This is a genomic window from Saccharothrix sp. ALI-22-I (assembly GCF_001984175.1).
GTDB lineage: Bacteria > Actinomycetota > Actinomycetes > Mycobacteriales > Pseudonocardiaceae > Actinosynnema.
In genome coordinates this window covers 229,809-253,682 of the sequence record NZ_MTQP01000063.1, presented here as the reverse complement: position 1 = coordinate 253,682, position 23,874 = coordinate 229,809, and the positions used below count along the sequence as shown (strand labels likewise).

16 protein-coding genes, 1 pseudogene and 1 riboswitch are annotated in these 23,874 nt (G+C 70.0%); of the genes and pseudogenes, 9 read left to right on the top strand and 8 right to left on the bottom strand.

Translation table 11 applies throughout. The features are described 5' to 3' along the window. The first annotated feature begins 74 nt into the window (after positions 1–74). Positions 75–737 carry a hypothetical protein gene (locus ALI22I_RS24615; RefSeq protein ID WP_083751977.1) on the top strand — a complete coding sequence of 221 codons (663 nt, stop codon included), beginning with the start codon at positions 75–77 and terminating at the stop codon, positions 735–737. Here the strand turns inward: ALI22I_RS24615 and ALI22I_RS24610 are convergent. From ALI22I_RS24610 to ALI22I_RS24600, 3 genes are read right to left on the bottom strand one after another with little or no spacing between them, the layout of a single operon-like run. Next, positions 682–1,533 (bottom strand): ECF transporter S component, encoded by an 852-nt coding sequence (locus ALI22I_RS24610; protein ID WP_083751976.1) that lies wholly within the window; start codon positions 1,531–1,533, stop codon positions 682–684. The genes ALI22I_RS24615 and ALI22I_RS24610 overlap by 56 nt on opposite strands. Continuing rightward, the gene (locus ALI22I_RS24605; protein WP_077007889.1) at positions 1,530–3,131 is read right to left on the bottom strand and encodes an ABC transporter ATP-binding protein; all 1,602 of its coding nucleotides are present in this window, start codon (positions 3,129–3,131) and stop codon (positions 1,530–1,532) included. Before ALI22I_RS24605 ends, ALI22I_RS24610 begins: the two co-directional genes overlap by 4 nt. Next, positions 3,128–4,213: a CbiQ family ECF transporter T component gene (locus ALI22I_RS24600; RefSeq protein ID WP_077007979.1), complete on the bottom strand. Its 1,086-nt coding sequence runs from the start codon at positions 4,211–4,213 to the stop codon at positions 3,128–3,130. Before ALI22I_RS24600 ends, ALI22I_RS24605 begins: the two co-directional genes overlap by 4 nt. Before the next feature lie 122 nt (positions 4,214–4,335). Between ALI22I_RS24600 and ALI22I_RS24595 the strand changes: the two genes are divergently transcribed. Next, positions 4,336–5,010 (top strand): RNA-guided endonuclease InsQ/TnpB family protein, encoded by a 675-nt coding sequence (locus ALI22I_RS24595; RefSeq protein WP_202971061.1) that lies wholly within the window; start codon positions 4,336–4,338, stop codon positions 5,008–5,010. Positions 5,011–5,158: 148 nt separating this feature from the next. Here ALI22I_RS24595 and ALI22I_RS49565 read toward each other — a convergent pair whose 3' ends face one another. Together ALI22I_RS49565 and ALI22I_RS24585 are read right to left on the bottom strand one after the other, a co-directional pair. After that, positions 5,159–5,953: a hypothetical protein gene (locus ALI22I_RS49565; protein WP_143532409.1), complete on the bottom strand. Its 795-nt coding sequence runs from the start codon at positions 5,951–5,953 to the stop codon at positions 5,159–5,161. A 91-nt stretch (positions 5,954–6,044) separates the two neighbouring features. Next, entirely contained in the window at positions 6,045–7,370 is a 1,326-nt protein-coding gene (locus ALI22I_RS24585) for a prenyltransferase/squalene oxidase repeat-containing protein (RefSeq protein ID WP_077007887.1), read from the bottom strand. A 91-nt stretch (positions 7,371–7,461) separates the two neighbouring features. After that, a riboswitch (cobalamin riboswitch) is annotated at positions 7,462–7,603 on the bottom strand. A gap of 71 nt (positions 7,604–7,674) precedes the next feature. Here ALI22I_RS24585 and ALI22I_RS24580 point away from each other — a divergent pair. From ALI22I_RS24580 to ALI22I_RS24555, 6 genes are all read left to right on the top strand, one after another. Beyond that, the gene (locus tag ALI22I_RS24580; protein ID WP_077007886.1) at positions 7,675–8,934 is read left to right on the top strand and encodes a cytochrome P450; all 1,260 of its coding nucleotides are present in this window, start codon (positions 7,675–7,677) and stop codon (positions 8,932–8,934) included. A gap of 246 nt (positions 8,935–9,180) precedes the next feature. Then, entirely contained in the window at positions 9,181–10,116 is a 936-nt protein-coding gene (locus ALI22I_RS24575; protein WP_077007978.1) for a DMT family transporter, read from the top strand. 114 nt (positions 10,117–10,230) lie between these two features. After that, on the top strand, positions 10,231–11,412 hold the full coding sequence (locus ALI22I_RS24570) for a S8 family peptidase (RefSeq protein ID WP_077007885.1): 1,182 nt from the start codon (positions 10,231–10,233) through the stop codon (positions 11,410–11,412). 273 nt (positions 11,413–11,685) lie between these two features. Further along, positions 11,686–12,630 (top strand): alpha/beta hydrolase, encoded by a 945-nt coding sequence (locus ALI22I_RS24565; protein ID WP_077007884.1) that lies wholly within the window; start codon positions 11,686–11,688, stop codon positions 12,628–12,630. 7 nt (positions 12,631–12,637) lie between these two features. Then, positions 12,638–13,183 carry a QsdR family transcriptional regulator gene (locus tag ALI22I_RS24560; RefSeq protein ID WP_077007883.1) on the top strand — a complete coding sequence of 182 codons (546 nt, stop codon included), beginning with the start codon at positions 12,638–12,640 and terminating at the stop codon, positions 13,181–13,183. A 49-nt stretch (positions 13,184–13,232) separates the two neighbouring features. Continuing rightward, positions 13,233–15,623: a PEP/pyruvate-binding domain-containing protein gene (locus tag ALI22I_RS24555; RefSeq protein WP_077007882.1), complete on the top strand. Its 2,391-nt coding sequence runs from the start codon at positions 13,233–13,235 to the stop codon at positions 15,621–15,623. Here ALI22I_RS24555 and ALI22I_RS24550 read toward each other — a convergent pair. Both ALI22I_RS24550 and ALI22I_RS55660 read right to left on the bottom strand, forming a co-directional pair. Further along, complete coding sequence (locus ALI22I_RS24550; RefSeq protein WP_083751974.1) at positions 15,606–19,895, bottom strand: tetratricopeptide repeat protein; 4,290 nt, start codon at positions 19,893–19,895, stop codon at positions 15,606–15,608. The genes ALI22I_RS24555 and ALI22I_RS24550 overlap by 18 nt on opposite strands. 49 nt (positions 19,896–19,944) lie before the next feature. Beyond that, positions 19,945–20,118, bottom strand: a pseudogene (locus ALI22I_RS55660) (tetratricopeptide repeat protein); the annotation flags it as partial. A gap of 143 nt (positions 20,119–20,261) precedes the next feature. On the opposite strand from ALI22I_RS55660, the gene ALI22I_RS24540 reads away from it, so the two are divergent. After that, the gene (locus ALI22I_RS24540) at positions 20,262–21,404 is read left to right on the top strand and encodes a cellulose-binding domain-containing protein (RefSeq protein WP_077007879.1); all 1,143 of its coding nucleotides are present in this window, start codon (positions 20,262–20,264) and stop codon (positions 21,402–21,404) included. 151 nt (positions 21,405–21,555) lie between these two features. Here the strand turns inward: ALI22I_RS24540 and ALI22I_RS24535 are convergent, their stop codons facing one another. Beyond that, positions 21,556–23,817: an ATP-binding cassette domain-containing protein gene (locus tag ALI22I_RS24535; RefSeq protein ID WP_077007878.1), complete on the bottom strand. Its 2,262-nt coding sequence runs from the start codon at positions 23,815–23,817 to the stop codon at positions 21,556–21,558. Positions 23,818–23,874 lie beyond the last annotated feature (57 nt).

The following is a 23,874-nucleotide window of genomic DNA, read 5'->3' as shown; positions in this document are numbered from 1 at the left end:
GAGGGGATCTCCGCGAAAATCGGGTCTCGCTACCCCCAGCGTTGCTAAACCTTCCTGTGGGGGAGGAGGTCACTGTGCCCAAGGGTTTCTACGCGGATGAGAAAGGCCGTGTGCGGCCGGTCGCCGGCGGGGGCGGGCGAACCGGGTCGGTGCTGTTGGTCGGGTTGGTCGCGCTCGGCGCGATGGGGTACGGGGGAGCGGTCGGTCTCAGCACGGGCGGCTCCGGTGGCGGTGGTCCGGGGGCGAGCGTCGCGGCGCGCAAGGCCGAGGGCGGTGACCTGGCACGACGGGGTGACGCCGAGGGCGCGTGGCGGCGGATGGGGTTGCACGGGCTCAAGCAGACCGCGAAGCAGCAGACGGAGTGCGTGGCGGCGTCGTTCGGCGGTGTGCGGGAGTTCTTGCAGCAGTCCGGGTGCACGTCGATGGACCGGGTGCTGTTCACCGTCGGCGACGACGCGGGCAACTCGGCGGTGATCGCGGTGGCGTGGGTCGGGTTCTCGTCACGCGGTGACGCGCGGAAGTTCCAGGACCTGATGGACGCGTCCGGCACCGGCGACGTCACGCCGTTGGGTGGCGGCATGGTCGGCTTGGCGGACATCGCGTTCAGCGGGGACAACTACGGCTCGGACCGGGACCGGACCACGGTCACCGTCGCCGAGGCCGAGGTCGCCGCCGGCTATGTCACGCCGGAGGTGCTGGACGCGCTGGCGGAGGTTGCGGCGCAGTTGCCGCGCTGAACACGGGTTCGCCGAACGACGCCTTGCGGGCGGCCCGGCGCAGTGTTCGCAGCAGCACCGGGCCGGTCGCGAGGACGAGGATCGTGGTGGTGATCGCGCGGCCGACGTCCCAGCCGAGGGACGTGGCAAGGCTGAACGCGACCACGCGCACGAGGTTGTCCAGGATCGGCCCGCCCGGCTGGTAGGACAACGATGTGGCGCCCGCGCCCAACGCGAACGGCCAGAACGACAGGTTCAGCAGCAGCCCGTAGACCAGTGAGGCGGCGGCGCTGTACGCGGCGAGCATCGCCAGTTCGGCTCTGCCTCCCAACGACGGCACACGCATCGACGGCAACAGCCCCGCACCCAACGCCACCCAGGCCGCGCCCAGCATCTGGTAGGGAAGCCACGGCCCCACTCCGCCGGTGAGCAGCGCGGACGCGAACAACATCGTGTTGCCGAGCACGAACCCGAACCCCGGCCCGAACACCCGACCGCCCAGGACGAGCAGGAAGAACACCGTCTCGATCCCCGCCGTGCCCGCGCCGAGCGGCCGGATCGCCGCGCCCAGCGCAGACAGCACGCCGAGCATCGCCACGGCCTTCGCGTCCAACCCGCCTTCGCTGATCTCCGCCAGCACCACGGCCAGCACGAGCGGCAGGAGCAGGGCGAACGTCCACGGCGCGGTCGTGCCCCGGGCGATGTCCGCGTCGGCGGAGACCAGCAACGGCCACCCGAACGCCACCACACTGATCGCCGCCGCCACGGCCAGCGCCAGAGTCGCGCGTGGCCGGATGCGGATGGGGGAGGTGCTCATCGCGCCGCCAGGGCCGCGCGCACGTCGGCCACGGTCAGCCATGGCTGCGGGGCCAGCACCTTGGCCACCTGCGGTGAGAAGATCGGGGACGCGGTGACCACCTCGGCGGTCGGGCCGTCGGCGACCACCGCGCCCTCGGCCAGGACCACGACGCGGGTCGCGTACTCGGCGACGAACTCCACGTCGTGCGTGGCCAGCACGATCGCGTGACCGTTGTCGGCGAGGTCGCGCAACGCGGCGGCCAAGCGGGACTTGGCGGGGTAGTCCAAACCCCGGGTCGGCTCGTCCAGCAACACCGCGCGCGGCGACGGGGTGAGCGCTACGGCCAACACCAGCGCCAGCCGTTGGCCCTCGGACAGGTCGCGCGGGTGCTGCGAGTCCGGGATGCCGGGTGCCAGCCGGTCCAGGAACTCACGGCACGTGCCAGGGGGCTTCCCCGACTCGCGATCGGCCTGCGCGCATTCGCCGCCGACGGTGTGCAGGTACAGCAGATCCCCAGGCTGCTGCGGCACCAGGCCGATCGCCTTCCGGCGCGGACCGGGCTTGAGCGATGCCGGGTCCACACCGTCCACCGACACATCACCACCGGACCGCTTGCCGGTGCCCTGCACCGCCCACAGCAGACTCGACTTGCCCGAACCGTTGCGACCCATCACGGCCACTCTCTCACCCGCACCCACACTCAGCGACACACCGCGCAGAGCGTCCACAGTGGAGTAGCGGACCCGGAGATCCGTAGCACGCAACAGTTCCACCGACCGCGCCGCCGACACCACCGGTGGTGACGCGAGGCGGTCGCGCAGCGGGCCGGCCAGCCGCCGCGCGTCCCGGATGGACACCGGCACCGGCTCCCACCCGGCCAACTGACCCAACCGCACCACGGGCGGCGCGACCGGCGCGTCCGCCAACACCGGACCGGGCTCACCCGCGACCGGGGGCAGTCCACCGCCCGGCAGCCACACCACCCGGTCCGCGTACTGCGCCACCCGTTCCAGCCGGTGCTCGGCGATCAACACCGTCATGCCCAGGTCGTGCACGAGCCGGTGCAACGCGGCCAGCACGTCCTCCGCCGCACCGGGATCGAGCGCCGACGTCGGCTCGTCCAGCACCAACACCCTCGGGTGTGCGGTGAGCGCCGCGCCGACGGCCACCCGCTGCTGCTGCCCACCGGACAACGTCGCCAGCGGCCGGTGCCGCAGATCGGCCAACCCGAGCAGGTCCAACGTCTCCTCGACCCGCTTGCGCATCACCGGGTGGGGCAACGCCAGCGACTCCATCGAGTAAGCCAGCTCCTCCTCGACCGAGTCCGTGACGAACCCGGCCTGCGGGTCCTGCGCCACCATCCCGACCACGTCGGCCAGCTCGCGCGGCGGGTGCGTGCGGGTATCACGACCGGCCACCAGCACCCTGCCGTTGAGCGTGCCGCCGGTGAAGTGCGGCACGAGACCGTTGACCGCGCGCAGCAGCGTCGACTTGCCCGACCCCGTGCGCCCGACCACCAGGCACAGCTCGCCCTCCGGCACGTGCAGATCCACCCCGGCCAACGCCGGCGCGGCGGCGTCGCGGTAGGTGACCGAGACGTTCTCGAACCGGATCATGTCGCCTTCCTGTTCGGGGTCTTCCGACCGGCGATCACCACGGGCGCCAGCGCGCACAGCAGACCGATCGCGGGCAGCAACGGCAGTTCGGGCGCCACCAACGGCACCGTGCTCGGCGTCAGCACGGCCCCGCCGAGCGAAGCCGGTGCGAGGTAGGTCGCCAACGCCGCCACCAGCCCGGACGCGATGATCAGCAGCTCACGCGGCCCCCACCGGTCCAGTCGGTACCGGCTGCGCCGCACCCGCCGCGACCCGGTCCACAGCCCCGCGATCGCCAACACCGAACCCGCCACCAGCATCGGCGTGCCCACCACCGCCGGCGCGCTGCCGTCGAGCAACCCGTACGCGCCGACGCACAACCCGAGCAACCCGCCCAGCACCAACACGCCGGTCACCACCCGGGTCCTCTTCGGCAGCCCCGCCGTGCGGCCGTACCCGCGCGAGTCCATCGCCGCCGCCAGCACCAGGGACCGTTCGAACGCGTCCTCCAACACCGGCACCATCAGCACCCGCACCGCCTTCACCCCACGCACCGCGTCACCCCGCAACGCACGCGCCCGACGAACCGACCGCGCACTCGCCACCAACTGCGGCGCCACGGTCAACGCCACCACCACCGCCACGCTCACCTCGTACAACGCGGCCGGCAGCGACCGCAGCAGCCGCTTGGCGTTGGCCAACGCGTTCGCCGCGCCCACGCAACACAGCAACGTCGCCAGCTGAAGTCCCTGGTACAGCGCGAAAGCCAGCCCTTCGGCACTGACCGGACCACCCAGCCGGATACCCCGCGCCCACTCCGGCAACGGGATCTCGGGCAACGTCACCAGCACCGTCGGCCCGCCGACACCCCCGAGCAGCACGTGCAACACCACCCGGATCGCGAGCACCACCAGCGCGAACTTGAGGAACACCCCGTAGGCACTGGCCCACGGCGTGTCCTCGCGGCACGACACGGCCACGTACCCGGCGACCGCGATCACCAGCGCCAGCAGCACCGGGTTGGTCGTGCGGCTGGCCACGGCGGCGAGGCACAACGCCCACAGCCACCACGCGCCGGGGCACGGAACCGATGGGGTGTTCATCAGCGGTTCCTGGCGCTTCTTCGTTATGATCTTCGGATGCGGCTCGGTGATTGGGCGCGTGTTCGGGGTGGACACTGTCAGGCCGCCTGGGCATCGGCCATGCCCGCGTCCTCGGCGCGACCGTGCATGAGCAGGCCGGGCGCTGGTGGGTGTCCTTCCAGATCGAGGTGGACCGCGACGACATCAACAAACGACGTCGGGTCGACGAGCGGGCCCCGAAGTGCGGCATCGACCTGGGCCTGAAGACCTTCGTGGTCATTCGCGGCACCGACGGCGGCATCGAGGAGATCCACGCACCCAGGCCGCTCAAGGCCGCCCAGCGTGCCCTGAAGGGGGCCAACCGGAAGCTGGCCCGCTCCCGGGAGGGCTCTGCCAACCGGGCCAAGGCCCGTCAACGCGTGGCGCGGCTGCACCTGCGGGTCGCCGACCGCAGGCGGGACTTCCTGCACCTGACCACCACCCGGCTGGCGAGAACCAAGTCGGCCATCGCGGTGGAGACCCTGAACGTCAAGGGCATGGCCAGGAACCGCGGGTTCGCCCGAGCCGTCTCCGATTCCGGGTTCGGCGAGTTCGTCCGCCAACTCGACTACAAATCGAGCTGGTACGGCTCCCGGGTCTGGAAAGCCGACCGCTGGTTCCCGTCCTCCAGGACCTGTGGTGATTGCGGTCGGATCAACCGGGGCCTGATCCTCGCCGACCGCACGTGGACATGCCCGGGCTGCGGCGTCGTGCACGACCGGGACGCCAACGCGGCGGGCAACCTGCTCACCGCGATGCTCGCCGACCTGACACCTTGACATCGCCGACCCTCTCCGGGAAGTTCCCCGGAGAGGAAAAACACCTGTGGAGACCACGTAAGACCTCACCCTCCGAGGTAGGCAACGGTCGATGAAGCAGGAAGATGACCAGCGAAAGAAACGCTGAGATTCACGCAACGGTGCAGGCTCACTCCGCTGCCTCGGCCCGCCGCCGCGCGGTCCGCACACCCAGAACGGCCAGCGCGGCGATCACCACGAGCCCCACCACCAGCCCGACCGTGCCACCGGACGACGTGCCGGCCGTCGGCTCCACCGCCACCGATGTCGTGCTCGTCGGTGTGACCGACGAACCGGATGCCGTACTACTACTGGTCGCCGTCTCCGAAGCGGGCGGCGCGGACGTCGTCTCCGGGGTCGTGGTCGGCGCAGGTGTCTCCGACTGCGCGGGCTGCTGCGTCGGCTGACCAGGCTGCGGTGCGGGCTGACCAGGTTGGGCGGGCTGTCCCGGCTGTGGTGTGGGTGGTTGCGGCACGGGCTGGGTCGGCTGAGGCGCCGGTGCGGGGGCGGGCGCGGGTGCCGGCGGTGCGATGCCGGGCTGCTCGCCCGCACCGAACGACCAGCCCTCCACGCTCCCCGGCGCGGGGTCGTACGCGCTCGCGCTCGTGCTGCTGTAGGTCCAGGCTCCACCGGGCCGCCCGTGCCAGTACGCCCAGTACGCCGTGGGCGGGGACGCGTTGACGCACGGATCGCTGCCCGGCAGGCCGTTGATCCGGCACACGAACCCCGGCTGCCGGGCCGCGAACGTGTACCCGAACCCCGCGCTGGTCAACGCCGCCGTCCCGGACGACGGGTCACCCGGAGCACAGCCCGTCCGCACGCCACCGCCCAGCGAACCGAAGTCCACGACGACCGTCACGCCCGCGCAGTCCGCCGCATGGGCGGTCAGCGGAACGCCCGTCACCACCAGCCCGACAACGGTCAACGCCGTCAGGGCTCGCCGCCACCCACCCGTCACGGCGCGGTGGGGGAGACCAGGGCCGCCGCAGCGACGAGGACTCCGACGTCGCGGCCGTTCACTTCCGGGCCTCCGCATACCGCCTGCGCGACAGGACGACCGTGAGCACGCCACCCACCAGCAGCAGCGCGCCGATCCACAGCGCCAGGCCGATCTCCACGCCCGTGCGGGCCAGGTTGCCACGATTGCCCACCACGACCACCGCCGCCGCAGTTGTCGTGGTCGTGGTCGTCGCGGTGACGTCGGTCGTCGTAGTCGCAGTGGTAGTCGTGGTGTCCGAAGTGGACGAAGTAGGTGAAGTCGGCGTCGTGGTGGTCACCGGGCAGTCGAGCACCGGCGCGCCCGGCGTGCCGCCCTCCGCCGTGAGGTCCGCGAAGTTCACCCCCACCAGGCCGAGGACACCCTGAGCGCTCGCCCGCAACGACGAGACCTGCGTGAACCCGGTCTTGTCGAACGCGATCGCGCCCCGGTCCGCCACTGCGGCCGCGCAGGCGACCTGCAACGACGTCAGGAACGCGGCAGCCTTGTCGGCGGCCGCCGTCCGACCGCCCACGCGCAACGCCTGCGCCGCGAGACCGGTGCTGTTGGCGTTGCCCTCGTCGGTCTGGTCCTCGTCGCGGAACCCGCCGCCGGGCTGCTGCACGCCGGTCAGCCAGTCGAGCGCCTTGCCCGCCTCGGCGGTCTTGCCGACCGCGACCAGCGCCTGCACCACCATCGTGGTGGCGTCCACGTGCGACGCGCAGGTCGGCGCGCCCAGGATCAGCGGGAAGCCGCCGTCCGGGCACTGGGTGCCGACGAGGTAGTCGACCGCCGCCTTCGGCGCGCCCTGCCACCGGTCCAGCGCCAGCACCGCGAACGCCTGGGTGAAGCCGTTGGACAAGTCGCCGTACTGCGACTTGTCGCTGAACCGCCCAGACGGGGTCTGCAACGCGGTGAGGCCCGCGATCAGGTCGACGCCACCGAAGTCCGTCGGATTCTGACCGCGCACCTGGGCGGCCAGCGCGAGTTTGGCGTGCGGGCCCGCGAACGAGTCGGTGGGCTTGCCGAGGCGCAGGTAGTTGTCGATGATCTCCGGCCGGGCGAGCCACGCGGCCGCCTTGTCCGCGCTGTCCGACGCCACGCCGGCCGCGGTGAACGCGAACAGCGCGTCCAGCGTCAGGCCCTGGTCGGGGTAGGTGGTGCCGTCGTGGACGTTCTCGAAGTGGTCGCCGTTCACGAGCTGCCGGGCCAGCCACCCGGCGGCGGCGTCGCTCACGTCCGTCATCACCGGAGCCGGAGCCTGGACAGGGGCCGGGGCTTGGGCCTGGCTCCGGGCGGCGGGCGCGATCGCGAGAACGGCGACGGCTGCGGCGGCGATGACGGCGGCGGTCCGTCTCAACGACATGTTCGGCCTTTCCGGGCGCAAGGCGTGAGCGGACCCCGGACAGCCGTGATCGACTTCCCCCGGGCTCCGACCCGTTGACCTCGACGGTGTCAGGAGCGTGGCACGCGCGACGGGTGTTCGGGCTCGTCCCGGGGGACCTACCGTTGCGGGTCAGCGCCGGATTTCGACCGGCTTCCCCCGTTCGTGCGCGATTGTCGATCGTCTGTCAACGACCTTGGCGTGTCAATCCGCCTGTGGCGCGATGCTCCTCACCTCTACGTACCGTTACCGTCTCTCGAATGAACCGGGGGAAGAGGGGTGTGGGATGACAACTCTGGCGTCCGTGCGCGACGGCTTGGTGGCGTGGGTCGCACGGCGTTCGGCGATGCGGTGGGTTGTGGGCAAGATCGGTTCGCGGGCATTTGCGCTGCTCCCGGACCGTGCGCTGGTTCCGCTGAAGCGGGACGGCGTGGTGCCGGTCGCCGAGCTGGAGCGGATGCGTGAGTCGGGCGCGGTGCACCGGATCCCGGTGCCGTTCGGCTTGCGGGTGTGGTTGGTCACGGGGCACGACGAGGCGAAGAAGGTGCTTTCCGACACAAGTGCATTCAGCAACGACTACGCCCGGCTCGGCGCGGCGGTGGGACGGGTGGAGCAGTCGCCCGGGGGTCTCGGCTTCGCCGACCCTCCCGACCACACCCGGCTGCGCAAACTGCTCACGCCGGAGTTCACCATGCGCCGGCTGTCCCGGCTGGTGCCGCGCATCGACGCGATCGTCACCGAGCGGCTGGACGCGATGGAGGCCGCCGACGGGCCGGTCGACCTGGTGCAGGAGTTCGCGCTCCCGATCCCGTCGCTGACGATCTGCGAGCTGCTGGGCGTGCCGTACGAGGACCGCGACCGGTTCCAGGAGCTGGCGGCGGCCCGGTTCGACGTGTTCGGCGGCGCGGCGCAGGCGTTGGGCGCGATCTCGGAGTCGTTGTCCTACATGGAGGAGATCGTGCGCCGGGAGCGCCGGTCGCCGGGCGACGGCCTTATCGGCATGATCATCCGTGAGCACGGTGACAACGTCAGTGACGCGGAGTTGGCCGGTCTGGCGGACGGCGTGCTCACCGGAGGGTTCGACACGACGGCGTCGATGCTCGCGTTGGGCGCGATCGTGCTGATGAGCGACGACGACGCGCGGGCGGCGATGCGTGACGACGACGCGGCCACCGCGCCGCTGGTCGAGGAGCTGCTGCGGCACCTGAGCGTGGTGCAGGTGGCGTTCCCGCGGTTCGCCCGGCACCCGTTGCAGGTGGGTGACCAGCAGATCGAGGAAGGTGACGTGGTCGTGGTGTCCCTGACGGCGGCCAACCGCGAGGGCTCGTCCGACTTCGACCCCAGCCGCCCGGCGTCCTCGCACCTGGCGTTCGGCTACGGCGCGCACCGCTGCGTCGGCGCCGAGTTGGCCCGGATGGAACTGCGGGCCGCCTACCCCGCCCTGCTGCGCCGTTTCCCCAACCTGCGCATGGCGACGGACAGCCCCGCGTTCCGCACCGCGTCGATCGTCCACGGCGTCGACTCACTCCTGGTCCACACCCGCTGATCACCTGAGCGTTGAATTCGGGGGTCCTGAAGGTTCGACTCTCGCGCTCCGAACGTAGGACTCACGCGAGAGTCGAACGTTCAGGACCCGAGAGTCGGACCTTCAGGACCCCCGAGTTCTACGTTCGGGTTCGGACAGGGCTTCGGGATCTTGTAGTTCTGCTTAACGGAACGTCATGAGGTTTCACTTTTCTTGAAGACGGTCGTGGGCGACGGTAGTCCCGTGACCGGACGAGGTGTGCTGCGGATGGGAGTGCTGGCCCTGCTCTGGGGCTCGGGCTTCCTGTGGATCAAACTGGCCCTGACCGGCCTCACCCCGGTGCAGATCACCGTGATCCGGTGCGCCCTGGGCGCGGCCGTCCTGCTCGTGTTGGCCCGCGCGAGTCACCAGAAATTGCCGCGCAGGACCTGGGGCCGACTGGCGATCGCCGCGTTCTTCTGCAACGCCCTGCCGTTCCTGCTCTTCGGTATCGGCGAGCAGACCGTCGACTCCGGCGTGGCGGGCGTCCTCAACGCCACCACCCCGCTGTTCTCCCTGCTCATCGGACTCGTGATCGGCACCGAACGCGGCCTCACCCCGGTCCGGGTCACCGGCTTGGTCCTCGGTTTCGCGGGCGTCCTGCTGATCTTCGCGCCCTGGCGGCACGACGTGGTGGGTGTCGGGGCACTCGCGCTGCTCGCCGCGGCGGCCAGCTACGCGGTCGCATTCGCCTACATGGGACGCAAACTGGTCGGCAAGGGCGGCCCGGTCGCCGTGTCCGCCGCCCAACTGACCGCCGCCACCGGCCTGGGTGCCCTCATGCTCCCGTTCGACCCCACCCCGGCCACCCTCAACGTCACCGCGATCGTCGCGGTGGCGCTCCTCGGCGTCTTCGGCACCGGTATCACGTTCTACCTCAACTACCGGATCATCGAGGACGAAGGCCCGACCAGTGCAGCCACGGTCGGCTACCTGCTGCCCGTCGTGTCTGTCGCGCTGGGCGCGATCGTGCTGGACGAGCCGCTGACCCCGCGGATCGTGGCGGGCATGGCGGTGGTCCTCGCCGGTGTTGCCCTGACCCGATTGGCGCTGACTCGGTCGGCCCTGACCAAGCGCCCACCGGAGCGAAAGCGGCGTTACCAGTTGTCGGTTATGTCCACCGAGCGTGACGACCCGCGCGGCCGTTCGGCCGACCTCCGTTGACCATGGCATAACCGCTGGTCAGGCTCCTGAGTGAACCCCCGGACGAGTGACTGTCCGCTCCGTCAACCCTGCGTCGGAGCGCGCGCGTCCGGGGGTCCTCGAAGGAGCCGACACGTGCGTCCTTTCCACAGAACCCTTGCCGTTCTGGCCGTCTCCACCACCGCCGTCGGACTCACCACCGGCGCCGCCCTGGCCGAACCCCTGCACCAGGCCGACATCGTCGTCCCGGCGGCCTCCGCGACCGTCCACCCGATCAAGGACTCCTACATCGTCACGCTGGACCCCGCCGCCCGCAGCGGCGTCAACGTGGCCGCCACGGCGGGCGTGACGCCGACCCACGTGTGGGACGCGGCGTTCAACGGGTTCGCCGCCAAGCTCACCCCGGCGCAGCTGCGCAAGCTCAGCCGCGACCCGGCGGTCACCACCATCGAGCAGGACGTGCTGGTCACCGACGCGCTCGACGTCACCCAGGCGAACCCGCCGTCGTGGGGCATCGACCGCGTCGACCAGCGCAACCTGGCGCTGTCGGCGAGCTACACCTACAGCGGCACCGGCGCGGGCGTGCACGCGTACATCATCGACACCGGCATCACGCCGGGCCACGCGGACTACGGCGGCCGGGGCACGTTCGACTACAACGCCTACGACACCAACAACACCGACTGCCACGGCCACGGCACGCACGTCGCCGGCACCATCGGCTCCACCACCTACGGCATCGCCAAGGGCGTGCGCCTGCACGGCGTGAAGATGATGAGCTGCTCCGGCAGCGCCACCACCACGTCGGCGCTCAACGCGATCAACTGGGTGACGGCCAACCACACCAAGCCGGCCGTGGCCAACACGTCGTGGAACTTCACCGCGTCGGCCAGCCTGGAGACCGCGATCCGCAACATGATCGCCGCGGGCGTCTTCCTGGCCACCTCGGCGGGCAACACCGGCGCGAACTCGTGCGACCGGCTGCCGCGCAAGGTCGAGACGGCCAGCGTGGTCGCGTCGTCCGAGCGCACCGACGCCCGGTCGTCGTTCTCCAGCACCGGCGCGTGCGTCGACCTCTACGCGCCGGGCGGCTCGATCGTCTCGACCATCCGCACCGGTGGCTCGGGCACGATGAGCGGCACCTCGATGGCGACCCCGCACGTGGCGGGCGTGGCCGCGCTCTACAAGCAGCGGTACGGCGACCAGCCGTCGGCCACCGTGCACAACTGGCTCAACTCCAGCGCCACGCCGAACGTCGTCAGCGGCGGCGGCATCGGCAGCACGGTCAACCGCCTGCTGTTCACCAACGGGCTGTGACCCGTCCCCGGCGCGCGGGGCCTGTCCTCGCCCCGCGCGCCGGGACCCTTTTCGTGCGATTCCCACAAAATGCTCACGTGGATTTGTGGCATGGTGGATGAACATTCGCGCATACGTGAATCGATGTCACGAAAGTAGTGGTTGACAGTTCTTTTACCCGTCGGTAGCTTCGGTGTTCGGCACGCTGGAAACGACCACGGGAAAAGTTGTGACAGTCGCACAAAAACCATTTCGGAATTTATCATCGCGGGAAAACGAGGGCGGGGGGACGTCATGGTCCGCGTTCTGCTGTTGACGTTGTCCGCCCTGGCTCTGCTGGTCGTTCCCGCCCAGGCCACACCCCGCGCGGCGGATGACGGCGCACGGGTCACCGGCGAGAGGCGGATCGACAGCCGCACCGTCGACCTCACCGTGTCCTCGCCCGCCATCGGCGGAAACGTCCCCGTCCGCATCCTCACCCCGCCCGGCTGGTCGCCGACCGCCACCCGCACCTGGCCCGTGCTCTACCTGCTCCAAGGCGTCGGCGACGACTACACCTCGTGGACCAGGGAAACCGACGTCGAAGAGCTGAGCGCGATGAGCGACGTCCTGATCGTCATGCCCGACGGCGGCCGCGCCGGTTGGTACACCGACTGGTGGAACGGCGGACAGGGCGGCTCGCCGAAGTGGGAGACCTTCCACACCGCGGAACTGCCGCAACTCATCGAGCGCAATTACCGAGCCAATACGACACGGGCCATTGCCGGGTTGTCGGCGGGCGGCACGGGAGCGTTCGGGTACGCGGCCAAGCACCCCGGCATGTTCCGGGCCGCCGCGTCCTACAGCGGTCTGCTGTCGACGCAGTTCGTCGGCGTGCCGCAGTTCATCTACACCACCGTCCTGCGCGAAGGCCTCGACCCTTACGGGCCGTGGGGGCGCGAGGCGCTCTTCCCTCTGATCTGGGCCCGGCACAACCCCAAGGCCCTGGCCGCCAACCTGCGCGGCACGTCCCTCTACATGTCCTATGGCAACGGGTTCCAAGGCGTGCTCGACCCCAGCTGGTCCGTCGACGCGTTCGAGGTGATCGTGGGCGCGACCTCGCCGGACTTCGTGACCCGGCTGCGATCGCTGGGCATACCGATCACGGTGAACGCCTACGGCGGCGGCACGCACACCTGGAAGTACTGGCAGCGTGAGCTGCGGGCGTCCTGGCCGATGCTGATGACCGCGATCCGATGAACCGCACATGAGGACGACATCGGTGGACGCCCTGGCCGAGGCGAAGCGGACGTTCCTGCGACGGCAGCGAGTGGACATGGGCGTGCTCGCCGAACGGCTCGACATCAGCTGCGTCACCCTCTACCACTGGGTCGGCTCACGGGAAGAACTGCTGGTCGAAGTGGCCTGGTCGCTGGCCGAGCACACGCTGGGCGAACTGGACCGGCCGCCGCGCGAGGCCGGGGCGGAACGCGTGGTCGGGCTCGCGGTCGGATTCCTGGAGGCCGCCATCGGCAACCCCGGCATGAGGCACTGGCTGGCGCACGAGGGCGAGTTGGCCATGCGGCTGCTGACCCGGTACGACAGCGGTTTCCAGCCGCGGCTGGTGCGGGTGTTCCTGACCGTGCTGCGGGAGGAGACCGACGCCGGCCGGCTCGCCCTGCCCGCCGACTTGGCCGAGGTCGCGTACGTGATCGTGCGGATCATCGAGTCCTACACCTACCTCAACCTCATCACCGGCCGCGAACCTGATGTGGCGAAAGCGGAATCGGTGCTGCGGATGCTCCTGCGCTGATCCACGACTTCCCGCACGAAGCCGTCGCGCCTCTGCCAGGATCGGCCGCATGGGGACCACTGCGCTGGTGCTGCCGCTCGCCGATCCCGATGCCGATCTGGAGACGGTCGGCGGGAAGGGCGCCTCGCTGGCCCGGCTCGCCGCCGCCGGCCTGCCCGTGCCGGACGGCTTCCACCTCACCACGCACGCCTACCGCCGGTTCACCGCCGACCTCGACGCGGAGATCCGGGAAGGACTGCGCAGCGAAGACGCGGCCACCGCGGCCACCGCGATCGCCGCCGCCTTCGCGCGCAGGGACATGCCGGACGACATCGCCGCCGCGATCCGCGCCGCCCTGCCGTCCGGCCCGGTCGCGGTGCGCTCGTCGGCGACCGCCGAGGACCTGCCGGACCTGTCGTTCGCGGGCCAGCACGACACGTTCCTCGACGTCACGGGTGACGACGTGCTGGACGCGGTCAAGCGGTGCTGGGCGTCGCTGTGGACGGCACGCGCCATCGCCTACCGCGCCCGCAACGGCATCACCGACGTGGCACTGGCCGTGGTGGTGCAGGAGATGGTGCCCGCCGACGCGGCCGGGGTGTTGTTCACCGCGAACCCGGTCACCGGCGCACGCACGGAAACCGTGGTCAACGCCGCGCCAGGCCTCGGTGAGGCGCTGGTCGGCGGAACGGTCACGCCGGACGAGTACGTGGTGACGTCCGGCGTGGTGCGCCGGACGGGAGACTTGCTGTCCGATGCCCGAGTTCTGGAGCTGGCCGGGCTGGGGGCGCGGATCGAGGACCTGTACGGCGTGCCGATGGACGTCGAGTGGGCCGTCGCCGGCGGTCGGATCGCGGTGTTGCAGGCCCGTCCGATCACGGCGCTCGCCGAGGTCTGGAACGACAGCCTGCGCGGTGACTACCTGTGGACGTGCGCGAACCTGCGTGAAGCCGTGCCGAGCGTGATGACGCCCGCCACCTGGTCGTTCGCGGCGGTGTTGGCGCAGCCGCCGATCGCCGGGCACCCGACGTCGGGCAACATCGGCGGCCGGTTCTACCTCAACGTCAGCGCCGCGTTCGCGGTCGGGTCGGCGCTCGGGCTCGGCGGGCTCATGCGCCGGGCGGCCGAGCAGGCGTTCGGCCGCATCCCGCCCGGCATGGAGGTGCCGCCGCTGCCGCTGTCACGCCTGGCCGTCCTGCGTGCGGCGGTCGGCGCGGTGGTGCCGTTCATACGGCTGGGCCGGGAGTACCGGGCGAAGATCGACGGCCTGCTGGCATCCGCGCCCGGCCGGGCCGAACGGCTGCACGCGGCGTTCCGCGAAGCCTCCACGCCCGCCGAACTTCTCGTGCTGTGGAAGTCCGATGTGGACGAAGTGCTGCACGTGGACGCCAGGGTGTTCGACACGGGCGCGCGCAACGGCTCGATGTCGTCGCTCAAGGTGCGGCGTCGGCTGGTGAAGCTGGTGGGGGAGGACGACGCCACCGCGTTGCTGACCGGTGCGCACGGCGCGTCGGGGGAGTTGGAGAGCCTGGGCCCGGTGCTGGGGCTGGCGCGCCTGCGACGTGGCGAGATCTCCCGCGAGACGTACGTCCGTCAGTACGGCCACCGGTTCGCCGACGAGTTCGAGGTGTCCGCGCCGCGCCCGGCCGAGGACCCGGCGTGGCCGGATCAGCAGGACGTGGGCGTCGACCCCGAGGAGCTGCTGGCACGGCAGGCTGAGGTGCGGGACGCGGCGTGGGAACGGCTGCGTGCCGCCCATCCCGGCAAGGTCGTTGGCCTGCGCCGCCAGGTGGACAAGCTCGCCGCACAGGCCCGTGAACGGGAACGGGCGCGGTCGGAGTTCGCCCGGACGTTCGGGGTGCTGCGGGCGTTCCTGGTGCGAGCCGGTGAGGTGACCGGGCACGGCGACGCCCTGTTCTTCCTGCCGATCGATGAGACCTTGCGCGTCCTGGAAGGCGACGAGGCGCCGTTGGCGTCGGTGCCCGCCCGCCGAGCCGCCTACGACCGCTACCGCGCGTTGCCGCCGTACCCGACGCTGATCCGGGGCCACTTCGACCCCGAGACCTGGGCCGCCGACCCGAACCGCAGGTCGGACGTCTACGACGCCTCCACCGAACCTTCGCCCCAAGGTGACGCCGTGTCCGGTTTCCCCGGTGCGGCGGGCGTCGTGGAAGGCGTGGCACGGGTGATCCACGACGTCGAGGACGGCGGCGCGCTCGAACAGGGCGAGATCCTGGTGACCACGGTGACGAACATCGGCTGGACCCCGCTGTTCCCCCGTGCCGCCGCCGTGGTCACCGACGTCGGCGCACCGCTGTCGCACGCCGCGATCGTCGCCCGCGAGCTGGGCATCCCGGCCGTCGTCGGCTGCGGCAACGCCACCACCCGCATCAAGACCGGCGACCGCGTCCGCGTGGACGGCGGACGCGGCACCGTGACCGTGCTACTCGCGCCGGGGTAGCTGACCGGTCGGACCGGTGGTCACGGTGAACCGGCCGGGCCCGAACGTGACCTGCCCGGTGGGTCCGGGGGACACCGTGGCGCTACCCGCCTGGAGATCGGCCTCGAAACCGGGCAGCTTCAGCCGGATCAACGCGGGCAGCAGCACGGCCACGGTGAACAGCCCGACCAACACCGGCGTGGTGGCCGTCAGCATCACCGCGGTCACCTTGGCGGAGAAGAAGAACGCCGTCCACATCGTGCCGAGCAGCACCAACGAGATCGTGGCCACCGCGTAACCACCCCAGATCGCGGGCGCGACCGCCTTCATCTCCCGCTCCAGCAGCTGGAGGTTGCGCTGCGCCTCGACGTGCCCACGACTGCGCTTCAGGCACTCACGCAAGTGGTGCATGGCCCGCACCCGGTACCCGAACCGACCGCGCGCGTCGGCGGCCAGCGACCCCATGCGGTGGTGCGCCACCCCGGCCACGAAATGCGGGTCCGCCTCCGTATCCGGCGCCGCCTCGATCGCCGACTGCGCCTGCGCGTAGGCCTCCGCGTGCAGGTCCGGGTTCTGCTGCTTGTCACCCCGCTGCACCAGCAGCCGCGCCAACGCCAGGTGCGTGCGCCACTTCTCGGACGCGTCCTGCCGCCGTTCCGCGAGCCGCAACACCGACTCGGCCTCCGCCTCGTCACCGGCCTTCGCCAACGCCTGCGCCAACCCGATCGCGGCCGCACCCGAAGCCGGCTCGATCGCCAACGCCTGCCGGAACTCCCGTTCCGCGTCCGACAACCGCTCCTCGCCCAACTGGAGGAACAACGCGCCCAACTCGACGTGCGCGTTCCCGTCGTACCAGTCCCGCGCCACCGCCTTGCCCAACTCGACCTCGGCCTCCTCGTACCGTCCCATCTGGACGTACAGCGCACCGAGGTCGGCGTGGCTGCCGTGGTACGGGTCGATCTCCAACGCCTTCTTCAGGTGGTACTCGGCCGAGGCCAGGTTGCCCCGCCGAAACGCCACCACCCCCAGACACACGTGCACCGACGGGTGCGCCCGCCGGTCGAGCAGCCCACTGGCCAGGCCCTCAGCCTCAGACCACCGCTTCTCCCCGTCCTGTCGCGCCAACGCCCACGCCAGGGCGAGTACGTAGTCGTAGTCGCCGTCACGGTCCTTGAGCGCCGCCCGGAACTCCTTCTCGGCATTGACCAGATCGCCGGACGTGAACGCCACCCAGCCCAGCGCGTGGTGGGACGCGGCCCGTTCGGAGTCGTCGACCGAATCCTCCAGCAGCGCGGTGAACGCTCGACGTGCCTCGCTGAGACGCCGGGCGTCGTGGTGAATCCACCCCAACTCGAAACGAGGCTCACGCAGATGCGGGTGCCTCGCACAGAACTCGGCGACCTGGCGTTCGGCCTCTCCGAGTCGGCGCAGCGAACGCAACGTCGCCGACTGCGCGACCGCCACGTCCGCGTTGGTCGGGTTGCTCTCACGGGCCAAGGCGAATTGCCGCTCCGCGCGGTCGAACGCGAGGGTGTGGTCGTACACCTTGGCCAGCAGCACGTGCAGCGCCGTCACGCCTGGGCAGTTGATCAACGCCTGCCGCGCGGTTTCCTCCGCCTCGTCGAACCGGTGCAGCGTCATCAACGCGTCGACCCGCTCCTCGTAGGCGTTGACATGACCACTGTCGAGTTCCAGCGCGCGTTCGGTGAGGGCCAGCACGCGGTCGAACCGGTCCATCGCGCTGTACAGCCAGGCCGCCGTGAGCAGGCTGTCCGGGTCTTCACCGTGGAGGTCGAGTATCCGGTCCGCGGTGTCCAGCGCCTCGGTGAACCGGCGGGCGGCGCGGAGCATGCTCACCTTGCTGCGCAACGCCCACTCGTGCTCCGGCTGCCGCTCCAGCGCTCTGTCCACCTCGGCGATCGCGTCGAGCCGGCGATCGAGAGCCGCGTACAGCCAGGCGACCGTGACGCGCAGGTCGACATCGTCGGGGAAGTGGGTCAACGCCTCGTCTGCCGTCCGCCTGGCCGCGTCGAACCGGCGCGCGTGCTGGAGCAGGTAGATCTTCCGGCGGTGGGCGGACCCGTACGACGGGTTGACGGCCAACGCCCGGTCGAGGTGCGCCAGGGCCTCGTCGACGTGGTGTTGATCGGCAGCCAGTACGGAGATCGTGAAGCGGAGGTTTTCCCTGTCCGGATGGAGCGCCACCGCCTTGGCCGCCGTCTCCTGCGCCTCACGTACCCGCCCATTGGTGTGCAGGATGCCGATCCGGCTGCGCAGTGCCCATTCGTGTTTGGCGTCCAACGCGAGCGCGGCGTCCAATGACGCCAGGGCGTCGTCTGTGCGCCGACGATCGGCGTGCAGCCAGGCGACGGTGACGTGCAGATCGGGGTCGTCCGGGGTGCGGTCCAGGGCCTCCTCGGCCGCCTGCCGGGCCTCCTCGAACCGGCGGGCGGACCGGAGGAAGCTGATCCGATCCTGTACGGCATGCGGGTAGTCCGGCCTGATCGCGATCACACGGTCGATCGTGGCCAACGCCTCGTCGTGCTGCTTCGCGTTGGAGTACGCGCCGGCCAGCTGGATCAGGGCGGACACGTCGTCGGGCGAGTGTTCGACGTTGATCTCGGCTTCACGCAGGGCTTCCGGTAGCCGACCGAGCACGGTGAGCATGTTGAACCGCGTGGCACGCGCCCACGAAGAGCGCGGGTCGAACTCCAGCGCCCTGTCGACATCCGCCATGGCTTCGTCGAATCGACCCTGCGCCATACGCAGTTGGGCGATCACGATGTGGAGGCCCGGATCGTCGGGCAGGCGCTCCAGCGCCTCCGCCGCCGCTTGTTCCGCTTCGGCGAACCGCTTCGCGTAGGTCAGGAAGATTACGCGGCTACGCGACGCGGGCGCGTGGTCGGGCGCCAGGCGAAGCGCATCGGTGGCCGCCTTGGCGGCCTCATCCTCGCGGTCGAGCGCGCTCAAGGCCCACGCGTACTCAACATGCAGACCCGGATCGTCCGGTCGCGCGGCCACGGCGTGCCGTCCTGCCTGCTCGGCCTCCTCCCGGCGGTTCAGCTTGCCCAGGTAGTCGACACGCAGCCGCAAGGCGGTGGTATCGCGCGGGTTGACGGCCAATGCTCGGTCGACGCAAGCGAGGGCTTCCTCGTACTGGTCGCGCGCGGCGTGCAGGTCGGCGAGCGCGAGCTGGATCGCGGGATCGCGCGGGTGGAACGACCTCGCCCGTTCGGCCGACTCGAACGCCTCCTCGAACCGCTTCGCATCGCGCAGGAGCATGATTTTCCGGCGCAACGCGGCGGCGTGCCTCGGGGTGCCGGCCAACGCCCTGTCGCAGCACGCGAGAGCGCGCTCGGGCTCGTTGCGGGCCAAGTACAGCGACGCCAGGATCAGTTGGAGGTCCGGGCTCTCCGGGTAGTGGTCCAGGGCGATCTCGGCCGCTGCTTCAGCTTCGTCGTGCTTTCCCGCCGACGTCAGGATCGACACCTTGCTCCGCACCGCCCACGCATACGTGGGCGAAATCGCCAATGCGTCGTCCAGGTGCTTGATCGCCCGGTCGTGGTCGTCCCCACCGGCGTGCAGCCAGGCCGTTGCGATGTGGAACGTGGGGTCGGTCGGGTGCATGGCCAACACGTCGGCAGCCCGCCGCACCGCTTCCTCGGTGCGGCGGGCTGCTTGGAGGAAGTCGATTCGAGTATCCAGCGCCCAACGGTGTCGAGGGTTGAGGGCGAGCGCGCGATCGACGGCGGCCAGCGCCTCCTCGTAGCGGTACTGCTCGCTGAGTACCCAGCCGTGTTCGACGTGCAGTCGGGTGGCACCGGGCGCTGACTCCAGTGCGGCCAGGATCGTCTGTTCGGCTTCGTCGTGCCGGTGTTGGCGGCGAAGGGTCGTGGTTTTCCACTCCAGGGCTTTGACGTTCCCCGGATCGAGGACCAGCACCGTGTCGAAACACGCCTCCGCCTCCGCGTACTCGCACGCCGTGACGAAGATGCGCCCGAGGGTGTAGTGCGTCTTCGCGGTTCCTGGGTGTCGGCGGACCGCGTCCTCCGCGGCAGCCTTCGCCTCGTCCAACCGGGTCAGGTCGGCCAGGGCGACGGCGTGCCATCCGGCGGTGCGCCAGTCGTCCGGCGCGGCGAGCCGTCGGGCCTCGGTGAAGACCGTCAGCGCTTCGCGTGGTCGCCACTCGTCCAGATGCGCTCGGCCGAGCGCCAGCCGCAGCGGCACGCTGTCGGGTGACTCGGCGAGTGCCTTGGTGGCCCACCGCGATCGCCTGGTCGTGTTTGTCGGCACGTGCCAGTGCGGCGACGTGCCATGCGGTCAGGCGGTCATCGTTGCCTGCCGTGAACACCTCGATGGCCTCGGTCTTGCGGTGTCGGGCCAGGAGCAGGCGGCCCCATGCGATGCGGAGGTCTACGTCGTCGGGGGAGTGGGCGAGGGCTTGCTGCGCCAGGGTTTCGGCCTGGTCGAGTTCCCCTCGGAGCCGTAACCGGTTGATCTCGGCGGCAGTGGGCATGGGTCTCCCGTCGGTGGCCGGTCGGGTTGTCGATGACAGTGCACTAGGGACCGTTGCGGCTGGTGGGGTATTCCGTCGTGGTGACGAGATCGTTACAGTCGGTGTCTGGGAACGCTCCCAGAAACGACAACGAAGGGGTTGTTGTGCGAAATCTGCTGGCGGCGGTAGCCGCTGTGGTGTCGATAGCCGGGTTGGTGGTGATCGGCGGGACCAGCACGGCGGGTGCGGCTCCCGTCTGCGCCGTGGACTACAAGTTGAACCAGTGGGCCACCGGGTTCACCGCCAACGTGACCGTGACCAACCAGTCCGCTCCGGTCACCTCGTGGAACCTCACCTGGACGTTCGCCGGCAACCAGGCGATCAGCTCCGGGTGGAGCGCCGACGTGAAGCAGTCCGGCACACGGGTGACGGTGTCGAACCTGCCGTGGAACGGTTCGTTGGGCACGGGCGCGAGTGCGCAGTTCGGCTTCCAGGCCACCTACAGCGGCACGAACGAGGTGCCGACCGACTTCGCGTTCAACGGCGTCTCGTGCAGTGGGGACGGTCCGACCACGACCACCACGTCGACCACCACTACGACCACGACGACCACCACGGGTGTGCCGCCGGTCGGCTGTGGCACGGCGGCGTTGTGTGACGACTTCGAGCAGCAGACCGGGGCCACTCCGGCCGGCCGGTGGACTGTCGGTGCGGCCAACTGCACCGGCCAGGGCGCGGTGAGCATCGACAACTCGGTCGCGCACAGCGGTTCGAAGTCGGTGCGGGTCAACGGCGCGGCGGGCTACTGCAACCACATCTTCTTCGGCACTCCGCTGACCGGCTCGGGCACCGTCCACGGCCGGTTCTACGTCCGCCACACCACCGCGCTGCCTGCGGCGCACGTGACGTTCATGGCCATGAAGGACACCGGTGACGCGGGCAAGGACCTGCGCATGGGTGGCCAGAACGCGGCGTTGCAGTGGAACCGCGAGTCCGACGACGCCACCCTGCCCGCGCAGAGCCCCCAAGGCGTCGCGATGAGCAAGCCGCTGCCCACCGGCCAGTGGAACTGCGTGCAGTTCACCGTCGACCCGGCGGGTCGGCTCTCGACCTCGCTGAACGGCGCGGCGGTCGAAGGGCTCCAGGTGGACGGCGTGCCGACGCCCGACATCGACCAGCAGTGGCTGAACAAGACCTGGCGGCCCGCCGTGACGGACCTGCGGCTGGGCTGGGAGAGCTACGGCGACGGCGCGGACACCCTTTGGTACGACGACGTCGCGGTCGGTTCCTCGCCGATCGCCTGCTAGCTCCCAGCCCACCGCTCAACCGGCCGTCACCCTTACGTGGAACGCGCCCCGTTGGTCCAGTTTTCTCAATAACTTCAGTGTTGACTGAAATGAGCCTTCCCCGATCGTATGAACACCGGGGAAGGCTCATTTCAAAGCAAGCCAGGACGGGTCAGCCGCCGACGTAGACCCGGAGGTGTTGGGCGGTCAGGGTGGAGGCGTTCTCGACCAGGTCGGCGGGGGTGCCGGTGAAGACGATGCGGCCGCCGTCGTGGCCGGCGCCGGGTCCGAGGTCGATGATCCAGTCGGCGTGGGCCATGACGGCTTGGTGGTGCTCGATCACGATCACCGTGTTGCCGTCGTCCACGAGCCGGTCGAGCAGGGCCAGCAGTTGGTCGACGTCGGCCAGGTGCAGGCCGGTGGTGGGCTCGTCCAGGATGTAGGTGGACGCCTTCTCGGCCATGTGGATCGCGAGCTTGAGCCGTTGCCGTTCGCCGCCGGAGAGCGTGGTCAGGGGCTGGCCGAGGGAGAGGTAGCCGAGGCCGACGTCCACGAGCCGGTCGAGGATCGCCTTGACCGGCTTCTCGGTGAAGAAGTCGCGGGCGTCGGTGACGGACATGCCGAGGACTTCGCTGATGTTCTTGCCGCGCAGTGTGTGGGTGAGGACTTCGGCGGTGAACCGCTTGCCCTCGCACTCCTCGCACAGGGAAGCGACGCCGGCCATCATCGCGAGGTCGGTGTAGACGAGGCCGATGCCCTTGCACTTGGGGCAGGCGCCTTCGGAGTTGGCGCTGAACAGGGCGGCTTTGACGCCGTTGGCCTTGGCGAATGCGGTGCGGATGGGGTCGAGCAGGCCGGTGTAGGTGGCGGGGTTGGAGCGTCGTGAGCCTCGGATGGGCGCTTGGTCGACGGTGACGACGTCGGCGCGTTGGGCCAGGGATCCGTGGATGAGTGAGCTCTTGCCCGATCCGGCGACGCCGGTGACGACCGTCAGCACGCCGAGTGGGATGTCGACGTTGACGTCTTTGAGGTTGTGCAGGGAAGCACCGGTGATGGGGAGTTGGCCGGTGGGGGTGCGGATGTCGTCGCGGAGTCGGGCGCGGTGGTCGAGGTGGCGGCCGGTGAGGGTGTCGGAGGCGCGGAGTTCGGGGACGGTGCCGGTGAAGGTGATGTGGCCGCCGTTGGTGCCGGCGCCGGGTCCGAGGTCGATGACGTGGTCGGCGATGCGGATGGTTTCGGGTTTGTGTTCGACGACGAGGACGGTGTTGCCCTTGTCGCGCAGGCGGAGCAGGAGGTCGTTCATGCGTTGGATGTCGTGGGGGTGCAGGCCGATGGTGGGTTCGTCGAAGACGTAGGTGACGTCGGTGAGGGCGGAGCCGAGGTGGCGGACCATTTTGACGCGTTGGGCCTCGCCGCCGGAGAGGGTGGCGGCGGGTCGGTCGAGGCTGAGGTAGCCGAGGCCGATCTCGACGAGGGAGTCGAGGAGTTCTTTGAGGGTGGTGAGCATGGGGCCGACGGAGCGGTCGGTGATCTTGGCGACCCAGTCGGCGAGGTCGCTGATCTGCATGGTGGAGCAGTCGGCGATGTTGACGCCGTCGATCTTGGATGAGAGTGCGGCGGTGTTGAGGCGTGCGCCGCCGCAGGTGGGGCATTCGGTGAAGGTGACGGCGCGGTCGACGAAGGCGCGGATGTGGGGTTGCATGTTTTCGCGGTCTTTGCCGAGGTAGAGGCGTTGGACTTTGACCAGGAGGCCTTCGTAGCTGACGTTGGTCTTGCCGATTTTGACTTTGGTGGGTTCGTGGTGGAGGAAGGCGTCCCATTCTTGGTCGGTGTAGTCGTGGAGTTTTTTGTCGGGGTCGTAGAAGCCGGATTGGATGTAGGTCTGGACGTACCAGTTGTCGACGGTGAAGCCGGGGACGGTGATGGCGCCTTCGGTGAGTGATTTGGTGCGGTCGACGATCTGGTCGATGTCGACGGTGGAGACGCGGCCGAGGCCTTCGCAGTGGGGGCACATGCCTTCGGGGAGGTTGAAGCTGAAGGCGCCGGAGGTGCCGACGTGGGGTGTGCCGAGGCGGCTGAAGAGGATGCGGAGCATGGTGTGGGCGTCGGTGGCGGTGCCGACGGTGGAGCGTGAGTTGGCGCCCATGCGTTCCTGGTCGACGATGATGGCGGCGCTGAGGTTGCGGAGTGCGTCGACGTCGGGGCGGCCGAGGCTGGGCATGAAGGATTGGATGAAGGCGGTGTAGGTCTCGTTGATGAGTCGTTGTGACTCGGCGGCGATGGTGCCGAAGACGAGTGAGGACTTGCCGGAGCCGGAGACGCCGGTGAAGACGGTGAGTCGTCGTTTGGGGATGTCGACGGAGATGTCGGCGAGGTTGTTCTCCCTGGCGCCGCGTACCTGGATGACGTCGTGGCTGTCGGCTGGTGCGCCCATCGCCTTGCTTCCCCCTGCTTTGTTTATGCCGTAAAGTGATCGCGGGCACGATACTTT

Excerpts from the sequence above, each read along its gene's own strand:
- ALI22I_RS24610 (WP_083751976.1), bottom strand. The coding sequence starts at position 1,533 with ATGAGCACCTCCCCCATCCGCATCCGGCCACGCGCGACTCTGGCGCTG.
- ALI22I_RS24605 (WP_077007889.1), bottom strand. The coding sequence starts at position 3,131 with ATGATCCGGTTCGAGAACGTCTCGGTCACCTACCGCGACGCCGCCGCG.
- ALI22I_RS24600 (WP_077007979.1), bottom strand. The coding sequence starts at position 4,213 with ATGAACACCCCATCGGTTCCGTGCCCCGGCGCGTGGTGGCTGTGGGCG.
- ALI22I_RS24585 (WP_077007887.1), bottom strand. The coding sequence starts at position 7,370 with ATGTCGTTGAGACGGACCGCCGCCGTCATCGCCGCCGCAGCCGTCGCC.
- ALI22I_RS24580 (WP_077007886.1), top strand. The coding sequence starts at position 7,675 with ATGACAACTCTGGCGTCCGTGCGCGACGGCTTGGTGGCGTGGGTCGCA.
- ALI22I_RS24575 (WP_077007978.1), top strand. The coding sequence starts at position 9,181 with ATGGGAGTGCTGGCCCTGCTCTGGGGCTCGGGCTTCCTGTGGATCAAA.
- ALI22I_RS24565 (WP_077007884.1), top strand. The coding sequence starts at position 11,686 with ATGGTCCGCGTTCTGCTGTTGACGTTGTCCGCCCTGGCTCTGCTGGTC.
- ALI22I_RS24560 (WP_077007883.1), top strand. The coding sequence starts at position 12,638 with ATGAGGACGACATCGGTGGACGCCCTGGCCGAGGCGAAGCGGACGTTC.
- ALI22I_RS24555 (WP_077007882.1), top strand. The coding sequence starts at position 13,233 with ATGGGGACCACTGCGCTGGTGCTGCCGCTCGCCGATCCCGATGCCGAT.
- ALI22I_RS24535 (WP_077007878.1), bottom strand. The coding sequence starts at position 23,817 with ATGGGCGCACCAGCCGACAGCCACGACGTCATCCAGGTACGCGGCGCC.